General features: G+C 43.7%; 17 protein-coding genes. 9 read left to right on the forward strand and 8 right to left on the reverse strand.

The features are described 5' to 3' along the window. Window positions 1-4: 4 nt before the first annotated feature. The 3 genes from ahpF to NBH14_RS16795 form a co-directional block, all read right to left on the reverse strand. Window positions 5-1555 carry an alkyl hydroperoxide reductase subunit F gene (gene ahpF / locus NBH14_RS16785; RefSeq protein ID WP_186960216.1) on the reverse strand — a complete coding sequence of 517 codons (1551 nt, stop codon included), beginning with the start codon at window positions 1553-1555 and terminating at the stop codon, window positions 5-7. A gap of 314 nt (window positions 1556-1869) precedes the next feature. Then, the gene (gene ahpC, locus NBH14_RS16790; protein WP_009859723.1) at window positions 1870-2436 is read right to left on the reverse strand and encodes an alkyl hydroperoxide reductase subunit C; all 567 of its coding nucleotides are present in this window, start codon (window positions 2434-2436) and stop codon (window positions 1870-1872) included. Between the two features lie 160 nt (window positions 2437-2596). Continuing rightward, window positions 2597-3499 carry a cation diffusion facilitator family transporter gene (locus NBH14_RS16795; RefSeq protein WP_186960217.1) on the reverse strand — a complete coding sequence of 301 codons (903 nt, stop codon included), beginning with the start codon at window positions 3497-3499 and terminating at the stop codon, window positions 2597-2599. 104 nt (window positions 3500-3603) lie between these two features. On the opposite strand from NBH14_RS16795, the gene NBH14_RS16800 reads away from it, so the two are divergent. After that, window positions 3604-3906: a DUF4884 domain-containing protein gene (locus NBH14_RS16800; protein ID WP_128133855.1), complete on the forward strand. Its 303-nt coding sequence runs from the start codon at window positions 3604-3606 to the stop codon at window positions 3904-3906. A gap of 2 nt (window positions 3907-3908) precedes the next feature. Here the strand turns inward: NBH14_RS16800 and pflA are convergent, their stop codons facing one another. The 5 genes from pflA to NBH14_RS16825 all read right to left on the reverse strand — a co-directional run bounded on the left by pflA (window position 3909) and on the right by NBH14_RS16825 (window position 9293). Next, a complete protein-coding gene (gene pflA / locus NBH14_RS16805) occupies window positions 3909-4637 on the reverse strand; it encodes a pyruvate formate-lyase-activating protein (protein ID WP_186960218.1) in 729 nt (242 codons plus the stop codon). A gap of 7 nt (window positions 4638-4644) precedes the next feature. Then, window positions 4645-6885 (reverse strand): formate C-acetyltransferase, encoded by a 2241-nt coding sequence (gene pflB, locus NBH14_RS16810; RefSeq protein ID WP_186960219.1) that lies wholly within the window; start codon window positions 6883-6885, stop codon window positions 4645-4647. Window positions 6886-7168: 283 nt separating this feature from the next. After that, complete coding sequence (locus NBH14_RS16815) at window positions 7169-7756, reverse strand: ATPase (RefSeq protein ID WP_186960220.1); 588 nt, start codon at window positions 7754-7756, stop codon at window positions 7169-7171. Next, window positions 7749-7970, reverse strand: a complete 222-nt coding sequence (locus tag NBH14_RS16820; RefSeq protein WP_128133852.1) for a hypothetical protein — start codon at window positions 7968-7970, stop codon at window positions 7749-7751. Before NBH14_RS16820 ends, NBH14_RS16815 begins: the two co-directional genes overlap by 8 nt. Window positions 7971-8663: 693 nt before the next feature. Then, entirely contained in the window at window positions 8664-9293 is a 630-nt protein-coding gene (locus NBH14_RS16825) for an HU family DNA-binding protein (RefSeq protein ID WP_186960221.1), read from the reverse strand. Between the two features lie 412 nt (window positions 9294-9705). Between NBH14_RS16825 and NBH14_RS16830 the strand changes: the two genes are divergently transcribed. From NBH14_RS16830 to NBH14_RS16865, 8 genes are all read left to right on the forward strand, one after another. Continuing rightward, window positions 9706-11019 carry a putative porin gene (locus tag NBH14_RS16830; RefSeq protein ID WP_186960222.1) on the forward strand — a complete coding sequence of 438 codons (1314 nt, stop codon included), beginning with the start codon at window positions 9706-9708 and terminating at the stop codon, window positions 11017-11019. Between the two features lie 35 nt (window positions 11020-11054). Then, on the forward strand, window positions 11055-12275 hold the full coding sequence (locus NBH14_RS16835) for an imelysin family protein (protein WP_186960223.1): 1221 nt from the start codon (window positions 11055-11057) through the stop codon (window positions 12273-12275). A gap of 92 nt (window positions 12276-12367) precedes the next feature. Next, window positions 12368-13774, forward strand: a complete 1407-nt coding sequence (locus NBH14_RS16840; protein WP_186960224.1) for a di-heme oxidoredictase family protein — start codon at window positions 12368-12370, stop codon at window positions 13772-13774. Window positions 13775-13793: 19 nt separating this feature from the next. Then, window positions 13794-15029 (forward strand): porin, encoded by a 1236-nt coding sequence (locus NBH14_RS16845; RefSeq protein ID WP_186960225.1) that lies wholly within the window; start codon window positions 13794-13796, stop codon window positions 15027-15029. Window positions 15030-15043: 14 nt separating this feature from the next. Continuing rightward, complete coding sequence (locus NBH14_RS16850) at window positions 15044-15751, forward strand: hypothetical protein (RefSeq protein ID WP_186960226.1); 708 nt, start codon at window positions 15044-15046, stop codon at window positions 15749-15751. 21 nt (window positions 15752-15772) lie between these two features. Further along, window positions 15773-16924, forward strand: a complete 1152-nt coding sequence (locus tag NBH14_RS16855) for a Rid family hydrolase (RefSeq protein WP_186960227.1) — start codon at window positions 15773-15775, stop codon at window positions 16922-16924. 25 nt (window positions 16925-16949) lie between these two features. Further along, window positions 16950-17642: a hemerythrin domain-containing protein gene (locus tag NBH14_RS16860; RefSeq protein ID WP_128133845.1), complete on the forward strand. Its 693-nt coding sequence runs from the start codon at window positions 16950-16952 to the stop codon at window positions 17640-17642. 10 nt (window positions 17643-17652) lie between these two features. Continuing rightward, window positions 17653-18261, forward strand: coding sequence for a response regulator transcription factor (locus NBH14_RS16865; RefSeq protein WP_186960228.1), 609 nt, complete (start codon window positions 17653-17655; stop codon window positions 18259-18261). Window positions 18262-18302: the final 41 nt, after the last annotated feature.

The raw sequence follows: 18302 nt of genomic DNA on the forward strand, positions 1-18302 counted from the left end.
CGGCTTATAACATTCCCCGCATCCGGTCTTCGAAAGCTGTCAGGGCTGCTTTGGCCCCTTCACCCATCGAAATAATGATCTGTTTATAAGGGACAGTCGATACGTCGCCGGCCGCATAGATACCCGGAACGCTTGTACGACAATGACTATCGATCACGATTTCACCCTGACGGTTCGTGTCTACCACCTCACGGAACGGACCACTGTTGGCTGCCAGGCCGATCTGGACAAAGATGCCATCCAGTTCGATGTTGCGAACGTCCTCTGTCTTACGGTCCTTTATACGGATACCGGTCACTTTTTCACCGTTACCTAATACTTCCATCGTCTGGGAATGCATAAAGATCTCCACGTTCGGAAGACTTCTAGCCTTATCCTGCAAGACCTGATCCGCTTTCAACTCATCTGCAAATTCGAGAAGCGTCACTTTTGAACAGATACCTGCCAGATCGATAGCCGCTTCAACGCCTGAATTTCCGCCGCCAACAACAGCCACATGCTTGCCTTTATAGAACGGACCGTCGCAATGCGGACAGAAAGCGACACCGCGTCCGATATATTCGGACTCTCCGGGGACATTCAGTCTGCGCCAGCTGGCTCCGGTTGCTACGATAACGGCCGGGGCTATCAGTTTTTCACCGGTAGAAGTTGTCAAGAGCTTTTCGCGTCCTTCCACTTCCACCTTCTCGATGCGGCGGTGTTCAAGGATATCGATCGGATAATCTTTCATATGCGACATCAGGTCGAGAGCCAGTTGCTGCCCCGTCGTCTGCGAAACAGAAATCATATTCTCGATACCGACAGTTTCCTTCACCTGTCCGCCGATACGGTCGGCCACAACAGCCACCGCCAAACCTTTACGGGCAGTATAGATAGCTGCCGCACTTCCGGCAGGACCTCCGCCGACGATGATAACATCGTAGTTCTTTTCTACCACTGGCAGATCTTCCTCTTTCACGCCATACTGCGCTTCGAGTTTGCCAAGCAGTTCGCCAAAGTCTCCACGACCTACATGGATCAGTTTACCGTCGGCAAATACGGAAGGTACTCCCTGCACTTTCATGGCAGCAACCTCTTCCTGGTTGATCGCACCATCCACCATTTCGTGGGAGATTTCCGGGTTCAGCGTAGCCATGGCATTCAAAGCCTGTACAACGTCAGGACAGTTGGTACAGGTCAGAGAGACGTATGTAGTCAGTTTGACCGGACCGTTCAGGGCCTTCACACGGTTACAAATACTTTCGTCGGGAATATTTTTGCCTTTGCCGTCGCTGTTCAGGATAGCCAGCAGCAACGAAGTAAATTCGTGTCCATTGGGAACGCCCCGGAATTTAATACCGGTCTTTTCCCCGTTTTTCAGCAGAGAGAACTCCAGGCCTTCACCGTCTGCCACCTGTACGGTGACCTTATCGGAACAGGAAGCCACATCGTTCAGCAATTCCAATAATTCCTTCCTGCTTTCATGTTCAGGAGAAACTTGTATATCAAATATATATTCGTTCGTCAATCCGCTAAAGATACCGGATAACTGATTTCTCATTGATGAATCTAACATAGTTGAATCCTTTATTTTAATTATAAATAGCTTTTCCATTGTCAAAAGACTTAGCTATTACAGGTTCATTTGCCGTCTGCTTTAGCTGACGGACTTAATAATGGAATATATCTTTGGACTTTAGTCCCATTTTCTTATGTTTCAGGATATAAAAAAATGTGGCTAAAGCCAAAAGAGAGACAGCCTGTAATCCGTCAGCTAAAGCAGACGGCAAATGAACCTGTAATAATCAAGCCTTCCTACTTATAGAATGGCTTAAATCTTGCTAAACAAAAAAAGGCCGACAATGTGTTGCCGGCCCTCCTGTTTTACTATTAGATCTTACCGACCAGATCGATGCTCGGTTTCAATGTCTCGCCACCTTTTTTCCATTTGGCGGGGCAAACTTCGCTCGGGTGTTCAGCGATGAACTGGGCAGCTTCTACTTTACGAAGCAGTTCGTCGGCGTTACGGCCGATACCGTTATCGTTGATTTCTGCCAGTTTAATCTTTCCTTCCGGATTTACCAGGAATGTACCACGGTAAGCCATACCGTCTTCTTCGATCATTACACCGAATGCACGGCTCAATACGCCTGTCGGGTCTGCCAACATCGGGTATTTGATTTTACGAATCGTTTCAGAAGCATCGTGCCATGCTTTGTGTACGAAGTGTGAATCTGTACTTACAGAGTAAACTTCTACACCCATTGCCTGGAACTGGTCATATTTGTCAGCCATATCTACCAACTCGGTCGGACAAACAAATGTAAAGTCAGCCGGGTAGAAAAAGAAAATCGCCCATTTGCCTTTGATGTCGTCGCTGCTTACAGTTTTGAAACTACCGTTGTGGTATGCCTGAACTTTAAACTCGGGTGCTTGTGAATTGATAATAGGTTCCATAGAATTTTTATTTTAATCGTTATTACTATTTTGTTTTTGTTACTGGTGCAAAGATAAGTTGCCGATTCGAGGTAAGAACAAAAAATCCAATCGAAAGGTTTTATACAGTCATAGACAAAATCTTTGAGTATCAGTAAATCAGGTTTATAATATACCTGTTTTAGTCTGAGCAACAGCGCCCATCGCACTTGAATCCCGACGTTTCAAATTCGAGTGTAGCATGTTGGATTCCCACATGCTGAAGGTCGTGTTTTATCTCCTGTTTGATACGTTCCATTTCTGAAATATCCGCAACGGAAACATGGGCGGTAAGTGCCGTTTCGGTCGTACTGATCGCCCAGATATGGAGATGATGGACGCCTTCAACGCCTTCGACCGAATGTATCGTCTTTTCCACCTTATCGATGTCCGTTCCCGCCGGCACACCGTCCAGAGAGAGACGGATACTGTCGCGCAGAAGTCCCCAGGTAGAAACAATAATAACGATCGCAATCAACAATCCGATAATCGGGTCGATGATATACCATCCGGTATGGGCAATAACAATTCCGGAGACAACCACGCCGACCGATACCAGTGCATCGGCTGCCATATGCAAGTAAGCACCTTTTACATTCAGGTCTTTATCCTTATCCTTCATGAAAAGCCATGCCGTAAGTGCATTTATAACGACTCCGATACCTGCCACCCAAGCGATCGCATCACCCTCGACCGGACGCGGATGCAGCAGTTTTCCTATACTTTCAGCAATAATAATTCCGACGGCCACCAAGAGGATGACCGCATTCAGAAGAGATACGAGTACAGTGCTTTTCTTATATCCATAGGTATAGCTGCAAGTCGGGTGCACCTTAGCCAGCCGGAAAGCCAGCATAGCCAGTACCAGGCTGGCTACATCTCCCAGGTTATGCCCTGCGTCCGACAAAAGTCCTAATGAATTATACCAGAAGCCAGCCGTAAATTCGGCTACGACAAAAGCCAGGTTCAGGGAAATACCTATAATGAAAGCCTTGTTCAAAGAGGTTATTTCGTGGTGGTGATGATCGTGATGATGTTGTTCCATAATTTATTCCTGTTTTTATTTGAGTAACAATATAGAACAAAACTATGTTTTTTACAACAATAAAAAGTTACCTTTGGCCACAAACAGACTAAAAGAAAAAGAATATGAAAAGAACGAATTTTATTATACTCTCGACTGTGACATTACTGTCAGGTATCATATGTCTTCCTTCCTGTATTACTGAAAAGCCAATATCCAAAGTGGCTCCTGATAATAATCCCAGTTACAAGGTTGAATATTTATTCGAGCATGACGGTTGTAAAGTATATCGTTTCAAGGATGAAGGCCATTATGTCTATTTCACCAACTGTCAAGGAGATGTCAGCAGTGTCGAAAGCGATAGTGTACGCATTGTTAACAAAGTTCGCAGACAGCCGGTAAAGATCATTCGGGAGCCGTCAGAATAAGGTTACACCGTGATACCGTGCTTCTTAAATATTTCTTTGGCATTTGCCAGACGTTCGGCCGATAAAGGTTCTACCTCTTTCAGTTTGTAGTCGAGACCTTGTGCCTCGTATTTATATGTGCCCATCGTGTGATAAGGCAAGAGTTCCGCCTTCTGTACAACCGTATAATGGTTGATGTATTCGGCCAGTTTATCCAAGGCCTCGTCATTATCCGTCAGTCCGGGCACAATGACATGGCGTATCCAAACCGGAACACCGCGTTTTTCCAGTTCGTCCAGGAAACGTAGCGTATTATCCAGTTTCACGGCCGTTAGCCGGGGATGCAGTTCGGGATCGATGGTTTTTATATCCAACAAGACCAGGTCGGCATATTCCAGAACCGCCAGGGCTTTCGGTGTGCAGATATAGCCGGATGTATCGAGCGCCGTATGAATACCGGCTTCCCGGCAAAGACGGAAAAACTCCCTGAGAAATTCAGCCTGCAATAAAGGTTCTCCCCCGGTGACAGTCACGCCTCCCTTGGCGATAAAGTTCTTATATCGTAAAACCTCAGCCAATAATTCTTCGGGTGTCATCTGATATTTGGCAAGACCTTTGCTATCCCAGGTATCCGGATTGTGGCAATACAGGCAACGGAGCGGACACCCCTGCATAAAGACAACAAAACGAATTCCGGGACCATCAACGGTCCCGAAACTCTCTAGTGAATGTATGTTTCCTTTAACTTCCAACTTTCAATTACAAAGAATGATTGATTGTTCTTGAAATCACATCCAGCTGCTGTTCGCGTGTCAGTTTCACAAAGTTTACTGCATAACCCGATACACGGATTGTCAACTGCGGATAGTTTTCCGGATGCTCCATAGCATCGAGCAACAGCTCCTTGTCGAATACGTTCACATTCAGATGTTGTCCGCCGTCAGGAGTAAAGTAACCGTCTAACAGGCCGACCATATTGGCGATCTGAATATCACGTTCTTTTCCTAACGTTGCAGGAGAAACAGCGAATGTATAAGAGATACCGTCGTGCGCATGCTGGAACGGCAGCTTAGCGACAGAAGCCAGTGCAGCGATAGCCCCTTTGGTATCACGTCCGTTCATCGGATTGGCACCCGGAGCAAACGGCGTACCGCCTTCGCGACCGTCAGGAGTTGCACCTGTTTTCTTTCCGTATACGACATTAGACGTAATAGTCAGGATAGACTGTGTCGGAGTCGCATTACGGTATGTCTGGTGCTGACGCAGATATTCCATGAACTTTTCAGTGATATCGACAGCAATACTATCTGTACGGTCGTCATTGTTACCGAAAGGTACATAATCGCCTTCACGTTCGAAACCGACAGCCAGGCCACGTTCGTCACGGATCACTTTTACTTTCGTATCGCGGATAGCTGCCAATGAATCGGCAACGATAGAAAGGCCGGCAATACCTGTTGCGCGGATACGTTCTACCGAACCGTCATGCAAAGCCATCTCGAATGCTTCATACGCATATTTATCGTGCATATAATGGATAATCTTCAGTGCGTTCACATAGACTTTAGCCAGCCAGCGCATCATCTGTTCGTATTTCTCCATCACTTCGTTGTAATCCAGGTATTCGCTGGTGATCGGTTCAAACTTCGGAGCCACCTGTACACCTGATCTTTCGTCGCGTCCGCCGTTGATGGCATACAGCAAACATTTAGCCAGGTTGGCACGTGCACCGAAATACTGCATCTGCTTACCGATCTTCATCGGAGACACACAGCAGGCAATACCATAATCATCTCCATAATCCGGACGCATCAGGTCGTCGTTCTCATACTGGATAGCGGAAGTATCGATAGAAACCTTCGCACAGAAACGTTTCCAGTTTTCAGGAGCATTGTTGAACCACAGTACCGTTAAGTTGGGTTCCGGTGCCGGGCCGAGGTTATATAATGTATGCAGATAACGGTAAGACGTCTTCGTCACCAATGAACGGCCGTCGACACCCTGTCCGCCCAAAGACTCGGTTACCCAAACAGGGTCACCGGAGAACAGGTCGTTATATTCCGGAGTACGAAGGAAACGGACGATACGCAGTTTGATAATAAACTGGTCGATCAGCTCCTGAGCTTCTTCTTCCGTCAGCTTGCCTTCGCGGATATCTTTTTCAATATAAATATCGAGGAAAGTAGAAGTACGTCCCAGCGACATGGCGGCACCATCCTGGTCTTTCACCGCAGCCAGATAACCCAGATAGACAAACTGAACCGCTTCGCGTGCATCCTTAGCAGGTTTAGTCACGTCGAAACCATAACCGGCACACATCTTTTCGAAAGCCTTCAGCGCCTTGATCTGTTCGGATATTTCCTCACGGCTCTGGATGATCTCTTCGGTCAATTCCTGAATATCGAGTCTTTTCAGATAATGTTTCTTTTCAGCGATCAGGATTTCCGTACCGTAAAGTGCTACGCGACGGTAGTCACCGATAATACGTCCGCGTCCGTAAGCATCCGGCAGGCCGGTGATGATAGCGGAACGGCGTGCTGCAACCATTTCATCTGTATAAGCGGAGAATACGCCTTCGTTATGCGTCTTTCTGTATTTCGTGAAGATTTCTTTTGTCATCGGGTCCAGTTTGTAGCCATATGCTTCCAGACTGTTTTCCACCATGCGGGTACCACATTTCGGGTAAATACCGCGTTTCAGGGGGGCATCGGTTTGCAGGCCGACAATTACTTCGTTTTCTTTGTCAATATAACCTGGTCCGTAAGTATCTATACCTTGAGGATATTTTGTTTCAGCGTCGTAAACACCCTTCTCCCTTTCAACCTTAAACATTTCGGTCAATTTATCCCAAACTTTCTTCGTCTTGTCTGAGGAGTCTTTCAAGAAAGAGTCGTCCCCTTCGTAAGGTTTGTAGTTGTTCTGGATAAAATCCCTTACATTAATCTCTCTTTTCCAAATTTCGCCTTTGAACTGCGCCCAGTTCTCGTTTTCAAACTTCATACCTTATTTTGTTTTCTTCGGTTTTAATTTCGAGGCAAAGGTACGTTATTTATATGGCATGCGAAACAATCAACAAATACATCATGTATTCCCAACGGCCAAAATCCCTACAAATAGTTACTAAAACGATAGATATAGTGCAGCGTATCGCCTGATATAGGTATCAAACAGGAAGGATTATAAATAATATCAAAAAAAATAAAAAGAAGGCATGATCAATAATACAACTATCGGTTTTTTCTTGGTGGCATAGATATTCGATTACGTCACGTCGAGAATATATCTAAGTAAGAATTGAATTTGCCCAATTAGGTATTACATCAACGTATTGTTTCTCCAGTTTACCTTCGGTTAATCTGAATAGTAATTGAGCTTCATTGAAATCCTTTGAATTATCATAAACATAAGTACGATCTACAAATTTAGATGCAATAACACAATTCATAATCGATTTCTGATATCTGGATATAATCTTTGTAATTGGAACATCATGACCTCCGGCCAGAATTCTTCCCGCAATACGAGACGCATTAATGACAGGTGAACTTGTACAGACAAAAAATAGCCGGATAAAAAAACCAGCCTCTTTTGCACGCAAGATATAGTCTAACTTGTCATAAACAGATAACACAGTCTCAAAAATCAAACTTTTCCGTTCTTTCAGGCATTGTTCCCTTAGTTCCTCCGAGTATTTAGCTGCTTTCATTACAGCTTCAAATGAATTCCAGTCTCCAAACTTTTCCTGTGCTATATTATCAGGATTAATATATATGCTATCTTCCATCCAGTCATGTTTAATAATTTTCGACGTGATAGAAGTTTTACCGGATCCATTAGGCCCCGCTATAATTATTAATACCGGTTTATGCATTATTCAAGTTGATATTACGAGTAGCAAATTTTATTTTCTGTTCACGAATATACTCCTGCATTTTATGAAAAAATTCTGAATTAGCTTTGTCTGCTTTCTGTTTAGCCTCTTCAGCAACTTCTTTCATCAGCTGAGACAACTGTTCATCCGATGGTTCCGTTGTTATGTCGGTCAGGCTATATTTCATATCAACCTGTTGCTTTTCTGATGTCATAGTTTATATCTATTAAAACGTTTATACAAAGATACTAATCCATCTGAAATGTCTGATACATTTATTATTAATTAATGCAAGGCAGTAATATCTTTCTTTTCCCGCCGTCCGCAAATAAAAAAGGAACCATCCTTCACAGGAGAGTCCCTTTTTTATGTCGGAAACAACCAATAAAAAATTTCCGACACACGTTTAATCATCTTATATGCTTACATAATTAGCAAAAGGTTTTGATATAGCGATTATACTAATAGTGTTACTTTTTTTCTATGTTGCAAAGATAGAGCCGTCAAGGGGAGTACACAATACCTATTATATAGTAAAAAAAGAGCTTCCTACTACCTATTCTGTGTTATAATCGGGAAAATTGATCATTGGAATAAACAATATTTGCGAAAATTGCTTTCTTTGATAAACAAAAAAGAGCCATTCTTCACAGGATGGCTCAGTTTTATATATGAAAGGGACAACCAATAAAAAAACTCCCTTCCATGGGTATTTACCTTAAATAATAGGTGTACATAAAAATCAACAAATCGGATTTTGGTCAGGACGATTTATACTAATAGTAAAACTTAATTGATACGGCAAAGGTAACCCCCCGGAAAGGCATTGGCAATACCTATATATATGTAAAACGAGCTCATTTCTAACCATAAATAGGGATTACAGGGTAAAATATTACCTATATAATTATTCAACCTTCAGATTTTCCCCCGCAACATATACCACAGACCTGCCCGCCCCACGACGGCGAAGAACACCTTGGCTAATAAAATCGTTCAGTTCCTTCATAGCTTCATAAGGTGTCAATCCGGTCAGCCGGATATATTCCTTTCGAGTGATACAGATATCTATTTTAAGAAAAGACACCAGCCTTTTCTTTCTCTCTTCCACGGTAGAGGTAATTTTTTTCTGTTTTCGTGTAAGGGAATGCACGCGTTCGAACTTCATTGCATGTTTGATTCTTTTACGGAACTTGCTGCTGACTCTCAGATGCACATTTTGAAAGGTAACTGATTCCGCTCTGATTTTATCATTCTCGTCATCCGTCTCCTGAAGGCATTTCAATGAAGTGCTAAAGAATCCGAGGTCCCCCATTTCCACGGTGTACCCATCGGCAAGCAGATCACAAAGATCATCGATAATGGCAGTAAGTGCCCCGGCAATCTGATTCTTCGGCAGAAGTTGGAAGGCAGCCACATGTTTAATAAACTCATCCTGCGTATAGGTTTTTATCGGACAGACACGGGCATGCAGCGATTTCTTCCCCTCCCTCCCTTTGGGAGAAGGCGTTTCATACAGGTCATAGTATGCACTCATAGTATTAATTATTAGTCATTTGAATATTGCTTGTTTCTTTTTGACGAATTAATATGCTTCCCCAAAAATCTAATTCTTCGTCTTGAAAATTTATTCATTCGACAGACATTCTTTATTCATTCGACAATTGTAGAATAATTATTCGATATCTGTTAAATACATAAAGAACAATTATTGAATAAATAAATATTACAGACAAAGATATAAATATAATCAAAGGATAAAGATTTCCGGAGTGGTTTTATTTTTCGCGAACAAGAATCAGATAAAATACAATCTATATAACCGAAAGTAATGCCAGGTCAGTAAAGCAAATACCTACAACTAGGTAAGTTCAACCACTTTTTACCTACTATATGCGATTGCGTAGGCTTCCTACACAAGCTAATTTTGCCAAAAATTTTAAAAAGGCATGAAAAGATTAGTGAATTTCCTAACGTTAGCGATATGTGTTTGCTGCCCGGTTTTAGCTCAAGAAAGCGATATGAACTCTACCGTTAAAGCAAAAGAGGTCTACGATGATTATCAAAAGTTTCGTTTCGGAGGTTATGGGGAGATGGCTGCCAGTTACTTAGATTACGATTGGAATTGGACAACAGCCAACGGAACAGCAAAAAGAAACAGAGGAGAAATATCCATACCTCGTTTTATTTTAGCGTTTGACTACAAGTTTTCCCCAAAATGGGTGTTAAGTTCCGAAATCGAATTTGAATATGGAGGAACCGGAGCTGCCCGGGAAATCGAATGGAAAGAAGAAAATGGTGAATATGAAACCGAAATTGAAAAGGGCGGTGAAGTAGCTCTCGAACAATTTCATATTTCTTATTTAATGAATAAACATTTAAATTTCCGCTTCGGTCACATGATCGTTCCTGTCGGATTAACGAATACGCATCATGAACCATTGAATTTCTTCGGGGTATATCGTCCGGAGGGTGAAACGACCATCCTGCCTTCCACCTGGCATGAAACAGGCGTTGCGCTGTTTGGTGACTTAGGTAATTTCGACTATGAATTACAATTGGTTTCCGGTCTTGACCCGCAGGCTTTCCGCACAGAAAACTGGGCAGGAAAAGCGACTCAGGGCGCTTTCGAAATCAGCAATTTCACAAGCCCGGCATTTGTAGCACGCGTCAACTATAATGGAGTAAAGGCATTCCAGGGACTACGCGTCGGAGCCTCTTTCTATTACGACCAAATGGCTAAAAACGGAACCAAACCCACAAGAAACAGTAAGTATAAATTCCCGGTTACGATATTTTCGGCAGATGCCCAATACAAAAGCGTGAATAACAATTTGATTGCTCGCGCCAACATCATATATGGCAATCTGGAGGACAGTGATGCATTGACCAGTATAAACAATGGTTCTTCCAATGCTTCCGGTTACCCCAAATCAACCGTAGCCAAAAATGCCATAAGCTATGGAGGTGAAGTTGGCTATAACATTGGTTCTTTCTGTGGAAAAAAAGCACCTAAGATTTATCCGTTTGTACGTTACGAATTTTACAGTCCCATGTACAAAATGGAAAAAGGAGGCAATGTCAAAGTCGCAGACAAACGTCTGGAAAAGAGCCTTATAACGGCAGGTTTAAATTATTATGCACTCCCCAATCTGGTTATAAAAGCAGACTATACCCACAAAATTGTAGGTGGAGGCGATTACAACAGCCAGAACATGGCATCTATAGGCATTGCTTATATAGGCTGGTTCATAAAAAAATAAAAAGAGAAAATATAAATTTATAATAGAATTTGAAAATGAAAAAGAGTACATTATTTCCCATCTTATTAATGGGAGTTTCATTGAGTTTCTTTTCTTGCAGTGACGACGATCCCGATAACAATGCTCAGGGATGGACTTTTGACCTCTTGCCTAATGACACAGGTACAAAACCGACAGAAGCACAAATGAGTGCGACTGTTACGCAATACGTAGATCATGTTGTATTACCGACCTATAAGGATTTATTAGACAAAATGACTGCTTATACTGCTGCCGTAGACAAATTCGTAGCATCTAATAGTCAAAATGACCTCTCCGATGCATGTTCCGCCTGGCGTGCTGCCCGTGTGCCTTGGGAACAATCGGAAGCTTTTCTCTTCGGTGTTGCAGATTTAGGTATGTATGATCCGAGTTTGGATAGCTGGCCATTGGATAAAAATGGAATCGACGAGATCATAAAGTCCGGAGATTTTAGTAATGTAGATGGTGAAGTTAATGAGGATGAAGATGTACCTACAGCTCAGGCTCCTCAAAACCTTCGTGGCTTCCATACAGCAGAAAGAATGTTATTCGACAACGGTGATCCTCGTAAGATCGACCAATCACCTTTCAGCGACAATGAAAAGAAATATCTTCAAATTGTATCTAAACACATGCTGAAAGATGTAACAGCATTATACAATGGATGGGATAAAGGTTTAGGAGAGAGCCCCATAGCTACTTCTTATGGGGATGCGATGAAAAAACATGACGGTTCTACTTATACAGGCTTAAGTTCTGTTTACCAGGCTATTGAAACAATATTAAACGGAGATAACGGCATGGCTGGTATTTCCAACGAGGTAGGAACTCAAAAGATCCAGGACCCTGTTGATAAATGGAATGGCAGTAACAAAGATGCATCAGACCCGAACAACCCGGGAGTATTAGCCGTAGAATCATGGTATAGCTGGAATTCTATCGATGACTATGCAAACAATATTGTCAGCATCAAAAACTCATACTTCGGAGGCCGTGACCTGGATAAAGAGAATGCAAGTGCCAATAGTCTGCATGCGCTGGTCAAGGTTATAAACCCGACATTGGATAGCTTGATGGTTGTACAGATCGACAAAACAATTGAAGCGATAGAAGACATGCCACGTCCATTCCGTAACAATCTGGGAGCTGAAACAGAAATCAAGGCTGCGACGGATGCATGCAAGGAATTGACAAACGGATTAGGAAAAATCCGTGCCAAGCTTTCTGCCGAATAACACAAACATAATATAAGTATCGGGAAGGAACCTTATAACAAAAAGGTTCCTCCCCTCTTTTGCATTTAAGCTATATATCAATAACCAATAAAATGAAACAGAGATTACTCATATATTTCTCTATTATCGGATGTTTGCTTTGCAGTTGTGAAACGGAAGATATCGAGAACTGGCTAGTCAAAAAGCCGAATGGCCAGGTAGCATCCCCCGAAGAACTCTCTGCCGGTATCTCTACTATTTTTTCCAATGCGCCGGACGCCTATGACTCTCAGGCAGAGTGGGTGACAGGAGAACTGGAAAAACGTTTTAACAGCGGCGACGGATTATATGACGACGCACGTGGCGTAGAAAATGTATCCGGAGGTGGCTTAGGTCCGCTATATGCCGGATATTCCTGTGGAAGCTGCCACAAAAGTACCGGTAGAACACGTCCTGCCATAGCAGATGGCGGGTCAGGAGCCGGTTTTTCTTCGATGCTAATTTACATCTCCCGCAAAAGTGGGGGTTACTTCCCCGACTACGGGCGTGTCTTACACGACCAGGCCATTTATGGTACAAAGCCGGAAGGACGCCTCAAAATAACGACATCCGTACAAAAATACAAATTTCCTGATGGCGAAGAATACGAATTGATGACGCCTCACTATCAGGTCACAGAATGGTACGCCGACAGTATCCCGATGTCGGATATACGCATATCTGTCCGCCAACCCCTACGCCATGTTGGAATGGGACAAATGATGGCACTCGATCTGGATTTACTGAAACAAATTGCAGCAAAAAGTAATTATCCGGAATATGGTATTAGCGGACGACTCAATTATGTAACGGAAAAAGGGAAAAAACAGATCGGTCTTTCCGGAAACAAGGCGAACCATCAGGATCTGACTGTTGAACTCGGTTTTTCTTCAGACCTGGGTGTAACAAACGACCGTTTCCCGCATGAAGTAGGCGAAGGACAAAGTAATATGATGGGATTTGCCATGTCGGGAGTACAGGTATCGACTGAAGATATGGAAGATGTAGACTTATATTTGCAAACTTTAGGTGTACCGGCACGTCGCAACATTAATGACGCTACTGTAAAAAAAGGAGAGCAACTATTCTATCAGGCTAAATGCCACCTTTGCCATGTAACCACCCTAAAGACACGGCCACGAGGAACCGTCTTGCTCAACAATACAGAACTTCCTCAACTCGGCAATCAAATCATTCACCCCTATTCGGACTATTTGCTTCACGATATGGGAGTGGAACTGGGTGACGATTATCCAAGCGGAATAGCAAACGGCAACGAATGGCGTACTACACCGTTATGGGGACTGGGATTACAGGAAGTGGTCAACGGTCATAGCTATTTTCTGCACGACGGACGGGCACGCAACCTGACGGAAGCCATCATGTGGCATGGCGGCGAAGGAGCCGCATCCCGCACATTATTCGCCCGTATGAGTAAAGATGACCGTGAAGCTCTTATTAAATTTCTTCAAAGTTTATAAACAAGTCAAACAAATTGAAATGAAAAAATTATATATCGCGTTGACAGCAGCATTATTATCTGCAACAATTCAGATACAAGCACAAGATACTACTAAAAAAGAAATTGACGACAAATACGTAGAAAACGATGTGGTCTCTTTGGCTGGTAAAAAAGGGTTCTCTTTTTCCACAAAAGCTGGTGATTTCCTGTTCAAACCTTATGCCCTTGTACAGGCTAGTGCAACCTATAACCGATATGACGACCAAGGATTGGAAAGCCATTATGCTAAAAATGTGGCGAACTCTGGTTTTGCCATACCTAATGCCATCCTCGGTTTTACAGGGAAGGCATTCAACAAAGTTACTTTCAACTTATCATTGAATCCGGCCAAAAGTGGTGGTGCACTATTGCAGCAGGCATGGTTCGACATTGCTATAAAAGAATCTTTCCGTATCCGCGCCGGTAAATTCAAAACACCATTTATGCACGCTTATCTAAGCACATTGGGAGAAACGTTGTTTCCTGTATTACCTTATTCGGCCACTCAATCCATCTTACTTCCTTATGACCTCAATTACGTGATACCGAGTATGTCGACTGGTTTCGACCTGGGTGTTATGGTACACGGATTAGTCAATAATAAATGGGAATATCAAGTAGGTATATTCAACGGGACCGGCATCGATGTCAATACAGCGACAAAGACGAATTGCGATGATCACGAATGGTTACCATCCCTACTCTACTCCGGCCGTCTTGCCTTTATGCCGAAAGGAGAGATGCCGAACTCCCAAGGTTCACCGGAAAATCTGAATGATGATAAAATGTCTATCGCAGTTTCTGCCTCTTACAACGCTGAAGCCGAATTTCTTTCCGCCAGCGATGCCCGTGTAGGACTGGAATTTACCTGGATCAAAAACCGCTGGTATTTTGCTGCGGAAGGTTACTTCATGAATATGCATTTTACTAAAATCATGCAGAAACCTGATAAAAATTTCTGGGGAGCTTATGCACAGGCCGGTTACTTTATTACACCAAAACTACAGGGGGCATTGAGATATGACGTATTCGACCGCAATGCTACAGATGACGGTGGTTTGTTAAATATGCCGGCAGTAGGAATGAACTATTACTTTTTCAACAATAACCTGAAATTGCAGGTCATGTACCAGTATATGGGACGTACCGGACACGCCACCCAAGGTGACCGCGACGAAGACGGTATCGGTATCGCACGCCATTCGGCAACAGCAATGTTACAGTTTACGTTCTAATAAACTTATGTATTATGAAGAATAAATATACAGGACTCGTTTGCTCCTTTCTTCTAATGCTTTGCGGATGCGATGAAGGAACTATTTATCCGGACGAAACGATCGACTCGGGACGAACCGCTTCCGTAACAGTAACCTTCAAGGGTATTGATGCCTGGCCGAAAGAGAACTACTTATCTCTTGCAGCCTTTGGAACAAACACGCAAATACCCTTATTGACAAAACGCATCTCCAAACCGACAATCGACGGGAGAGAACGGACAGTCAAACTGAACAACCTGAGTCCTGATACAAAAAGCATAAATATTGCCATTATCAGCAATGGGAAGAAAGTGATCTATTCATACTGTAACCAGCCAGTTGAAAACAACGGAGAGAATATTGAAATTAATTTTGGAGAGTTAGAATTGGCAAGCTTCAAACGTATCCAGTCTCAAGTCTTTAAAACAAACTGTCTTTCCTGTCACGGAGAAAGTAGTTCGGGATTAGCCGGAAACCTCGATTTAAGGGAAAATATAGCTTATAAATCATTAGTCAACGTTAAAGCTCCTGTATCGGAAGAAGGAATGAACTATGTAACGCCCGGTGATCCTCATAATAGTTTTATACTCGAGATACTGGAAGAAAATCCTATCCATAAAGATATGTTCAACAGTACAGGTAAGCAAGAAATTCTTGCGCTTATAAAAACATGGATACAAGAAGGAGCTCCAAATAATTAATGAGGAATAACAAAACAGACAATGACATTCACAACAAAAACATACGAACAAAACACCATATACGCTCAAATTTGTTCTTTTGAAGGCAAGGGAGGGGTAACGGAATATCATATTATGTTTTCCGTTACCGACCCTTCACTTTCTTTCGGGGAACAGTTGGATTCTTTGCAAAGAGCATACGGCGCAGTAACTAAAAAAGAGGCTGGTAATGCCGTAGCCGTTTTCCGTCGCTACTTTCTGAGCGATGCGGCCAACCAGGCGGATATATTGATGGAACGGGAATGTGAAAACCCGTTCTGCGCCTTATCCATCGTGCAACAAGCACCCCTCAACGGCACCAAAATAGCCTTATGGGCCTGGCTGCAAAGCGGGATGGCGACAGAAACCTGCAACTCAGGAATGTTTGAAGCATCCCACAACGGGTATCGCCACCTATGGAACGGAGGTGCACACAATAAGGCAGCGACTTCCGAATACCAGACCCGGTTGCTGCTCAACGACTATGTGATGCAACTGACCGAACAACATTGTACCCTGGCTGCTGATTGTATCCGGACCTGGTTCTTCGTACAGAATGTAGACGTCAATTATGCCGGCGTAGTAAAAGCCCGCAAGGAAGTTTTCATCACGCAGAACCTGACGGAAAAGACACATTATATATCCAGCACCGGTATAGAAGGACGCCATGCCGATCCGGATGTATTGGTACAAATGGATGCCTACACGGTCGACGGCCTGCAACCGAAACAGATACAGTTCCTGTATGCCCCTACCCATCTCAACCCGACCTATGAATACGGGGTGACTTTTGAACGGGGTACCGCCGTCTCCTACGGCGACCGGAAGCATATTTTCCTGTCCGGTACAGCCAGTATCGACAATAAAGGCGAGATTGTCTATCCCGGCGACATATTGAAACAGACCGGTCGAATGATGGAAAACATCAGCGCCCTACTGGAAGAGGCCGGGGCTTCCATCGGCGACATCATGCAGGCCATCGTTTACCTGCGCGACCCGGCAGACTATGAGAATGTACAGAAATATATCAGTACCCATTATCCGGAATTGCCGCACCTTATCGTACTGGCACCGGTATGCCGTCCGGGATGGCTGATTGAAACGGAATGCGTGGCTATTATACCGGCCGACCTTCCGCAATACCCCTGTCTATAAACATAACATCCTAAAAATAACAACTATGTATAAACAAGGAAAATACACAGAGACAGATAAAATGAGCGACCTGATTTGCGAGAACTACCCAATGGTTCTCGTAATGAGCCGCTTCGGCATCGACTTGGGGTTCGGAGAGAAAAACATCGGCGACGTATGCCGGCAAAATGAAGTGGACAGCTGTACCTTCCTGACCGTTGTCAATTTCCTGACGGAAGAAACTCCCACTGTGATAAACGGCATCGACAACTGCCTCTCTGTCGGTTCACTGATTACCTATCTGCACAATGCGCACGATTATTTCCTGAACTTCCGCCTCCCGCATATCCGCCGCAAACTGACGGAAGCGATTACCGGCTGCCCGGGTGATATTGCCTTCGCCATCACCAAATTCTTCGACGATTATGTTTATGAAGTACATAAGCACATGTCGTACGAAGAAAAGATTGTCTTTCCTTATGTTCGCAATCTACAGGACGGTGTAAAGGACTCCAAATACAATATCAGTATTTTTCGCAAACGGCACGACCAGATAGAGATGAAAATCGTAGAGCTTAAAAATATCCTGCTCAAATACTATCCCGGGCCTGACAATTACCTGCTGAACAGTGTCCTGTTCGACATCTTTGCCACCGAACAGGATTTGGCTTCTCATAACCGGGTAGAAGATTACCTCTTCGTCCCCGCCGTACTGGCAATTGAAAAAACAATAAAATGACTACTGCTTTATGAGTCCTAACATCAAAATAGCTATTGCCGAACCGTCTGCCATTATCCGTTGCGGACTGGTTACTTTACTGAAACGACTGCCCGGACTTCACATCCAGCTCACAGAAATAGCGACCGCCGAATGTCTCATAGAAAGTCTCCGCATGCATCGCCCGGAGGTCTTGATGATTAACCCGGCATTACCCGGTTATTCCGGCATACAACGTTTAAAGGAGGAATGCGGATGTCCCGAAATGAAATGCCTGGCCCTTACGTATATGGCTGCCGACCATACCCAGCTCCGGTCGTACGATGACCAGATTAACATCTACGACAGCCCGGATGAGTTAAAGCATAAACTGGAACGGCTAAACGCAGAGGAAGCCTGCCCGGATACGGGAGAAGAGGAACAGCAGACACTCAGTTCGCGTGAAAAGGAGATTGTTATATGTGTTGTGAAAGGAATGACTAATCGCGAAATAGCTGACCGCCTCTATCTATCTACCCATACGGTAATCACACACCGCCGCAATATAGCCCGCAAACTGCAAGTACATAGTGCCAGCGGTTTAACCGTATATGCAATTGTAAATAAACTGATTGAATTGAACGACATAAAAAAAGCCTGATATATTTTTCTTACAGCTTTTGTTTTCTTTTCACACTCCAA

Source organism: Parabacteroides caecihominis, from assembly GCF_023656785.1.
Taxonomy (GTDB): Bacteria; Bacteroidota; Bacteroidia; order Bacteroidales; family Tannerellaceae; genus Parabacteroides; species Parabacteroides segnis.

Coding starts and splice junctions, on each gene's coding strand:
- NBH14_RS16795 (WP_186960217.1), bottom strand. CDS start 3,499: ATGGAACAACATCATCACGATCATCACCACCACGAAATAACCTCTTTG.
- ahpC (WP_009859723.1), bottom strand. CDS start 2,436: ATGGAACCTATTATCAATTCACAAGCACCCGAGTTTAAAGTTCAGGCA.
- NBH14_RS16860 (WP_128133845.1), top strand. CDS start 16,950: ATGTATAAACAAGGAAAATACACAGAGACAGATAAAATGAGCGACCTG.
- NBH14_RS16845 (WP_186960225.1), top strand. CDS start 13,794: ATGAAAAAATTATATATCGCGTTGACAGCAGCATTATTATCTGCAACA.
- NBH14_RS16840 (WP_186960224.1), top strand. CDS start 12,368: ATGAAACAGAGATTACTCATATATTTCTCTATTATCGGATGTTTGCTT.
- NBH14_RS16820 (WP_128133852.1), bottom strand. CDS start 7,970: ATGACATCAGAAAAGCAACAGGTTGATATGAAATATAGCCTGACCGAC.
- NBH14_RS16825 (WP_186960221.1), bottom strand. CDS start 9,293: ATGAGTGCATACTATGACCTGTATGAAACGCCTTCTCCCAAAGGGAGG.
- pflB (WP_186960219.1), bottom strand. CDS start 6,885: ATGAAGTTTGAAAACGAGAACTGGGCGCAGTTCAAAGGCGAAATTTGG.
- NBH14_RS16815 (WP_186960220.1), bottom strand. CDS start 7,756: ATGCATAAACCGGTATTAATAATTATAGCGGGGCCTAATGGATCCGGT.
- NBH14_RS16855 (WP_186960227.1), top strand. CDS start 15,773: ATGACATTCACAACAAAAACATACGAACAAAACACCATATACGCTCAA.
- NBH14_RS16800 (WP_128133855.1), top strand. CDS start 3,604: ATGAAAAGAACGAATTTTATTATACTCTCGACTGTGACATTACTGTCA.
- NBH14_RS16850 (WP_186960226.1), top strand. CDS start 15,044: ATGAAGAATAAATATACAGGACTCGTTTGCTCCTTTCTTCTAATGCTT.
- NBH14_RS16830 (WP_186960222.1), top strand. CDS start 9,706: ATGAAAAGATTAGTGAATTTCCTAACGTTAGCGATATGTGTTTGCTGC.
- ahpF (WP_186960216.1), bottom strand. CDS start 1,555: ATGTTAGATTCATCAATGAGAAATCAGTTATCCGGTATCTTTAGCGGA.
- NBH14_RS16835 (WP_186960223.1), top strand. CDS start 11,055: ATGAAAAAGAGTACATTATTTCCCATCTTATTAATGGGAGTTTCATTG.
- NBH14_RS16865 (WP_186960228.1), top strand. CDS start 17,653: ATGAGTCCTAACATCAAAATAGCTATTGCCGAACCGTCTGCCATTATC.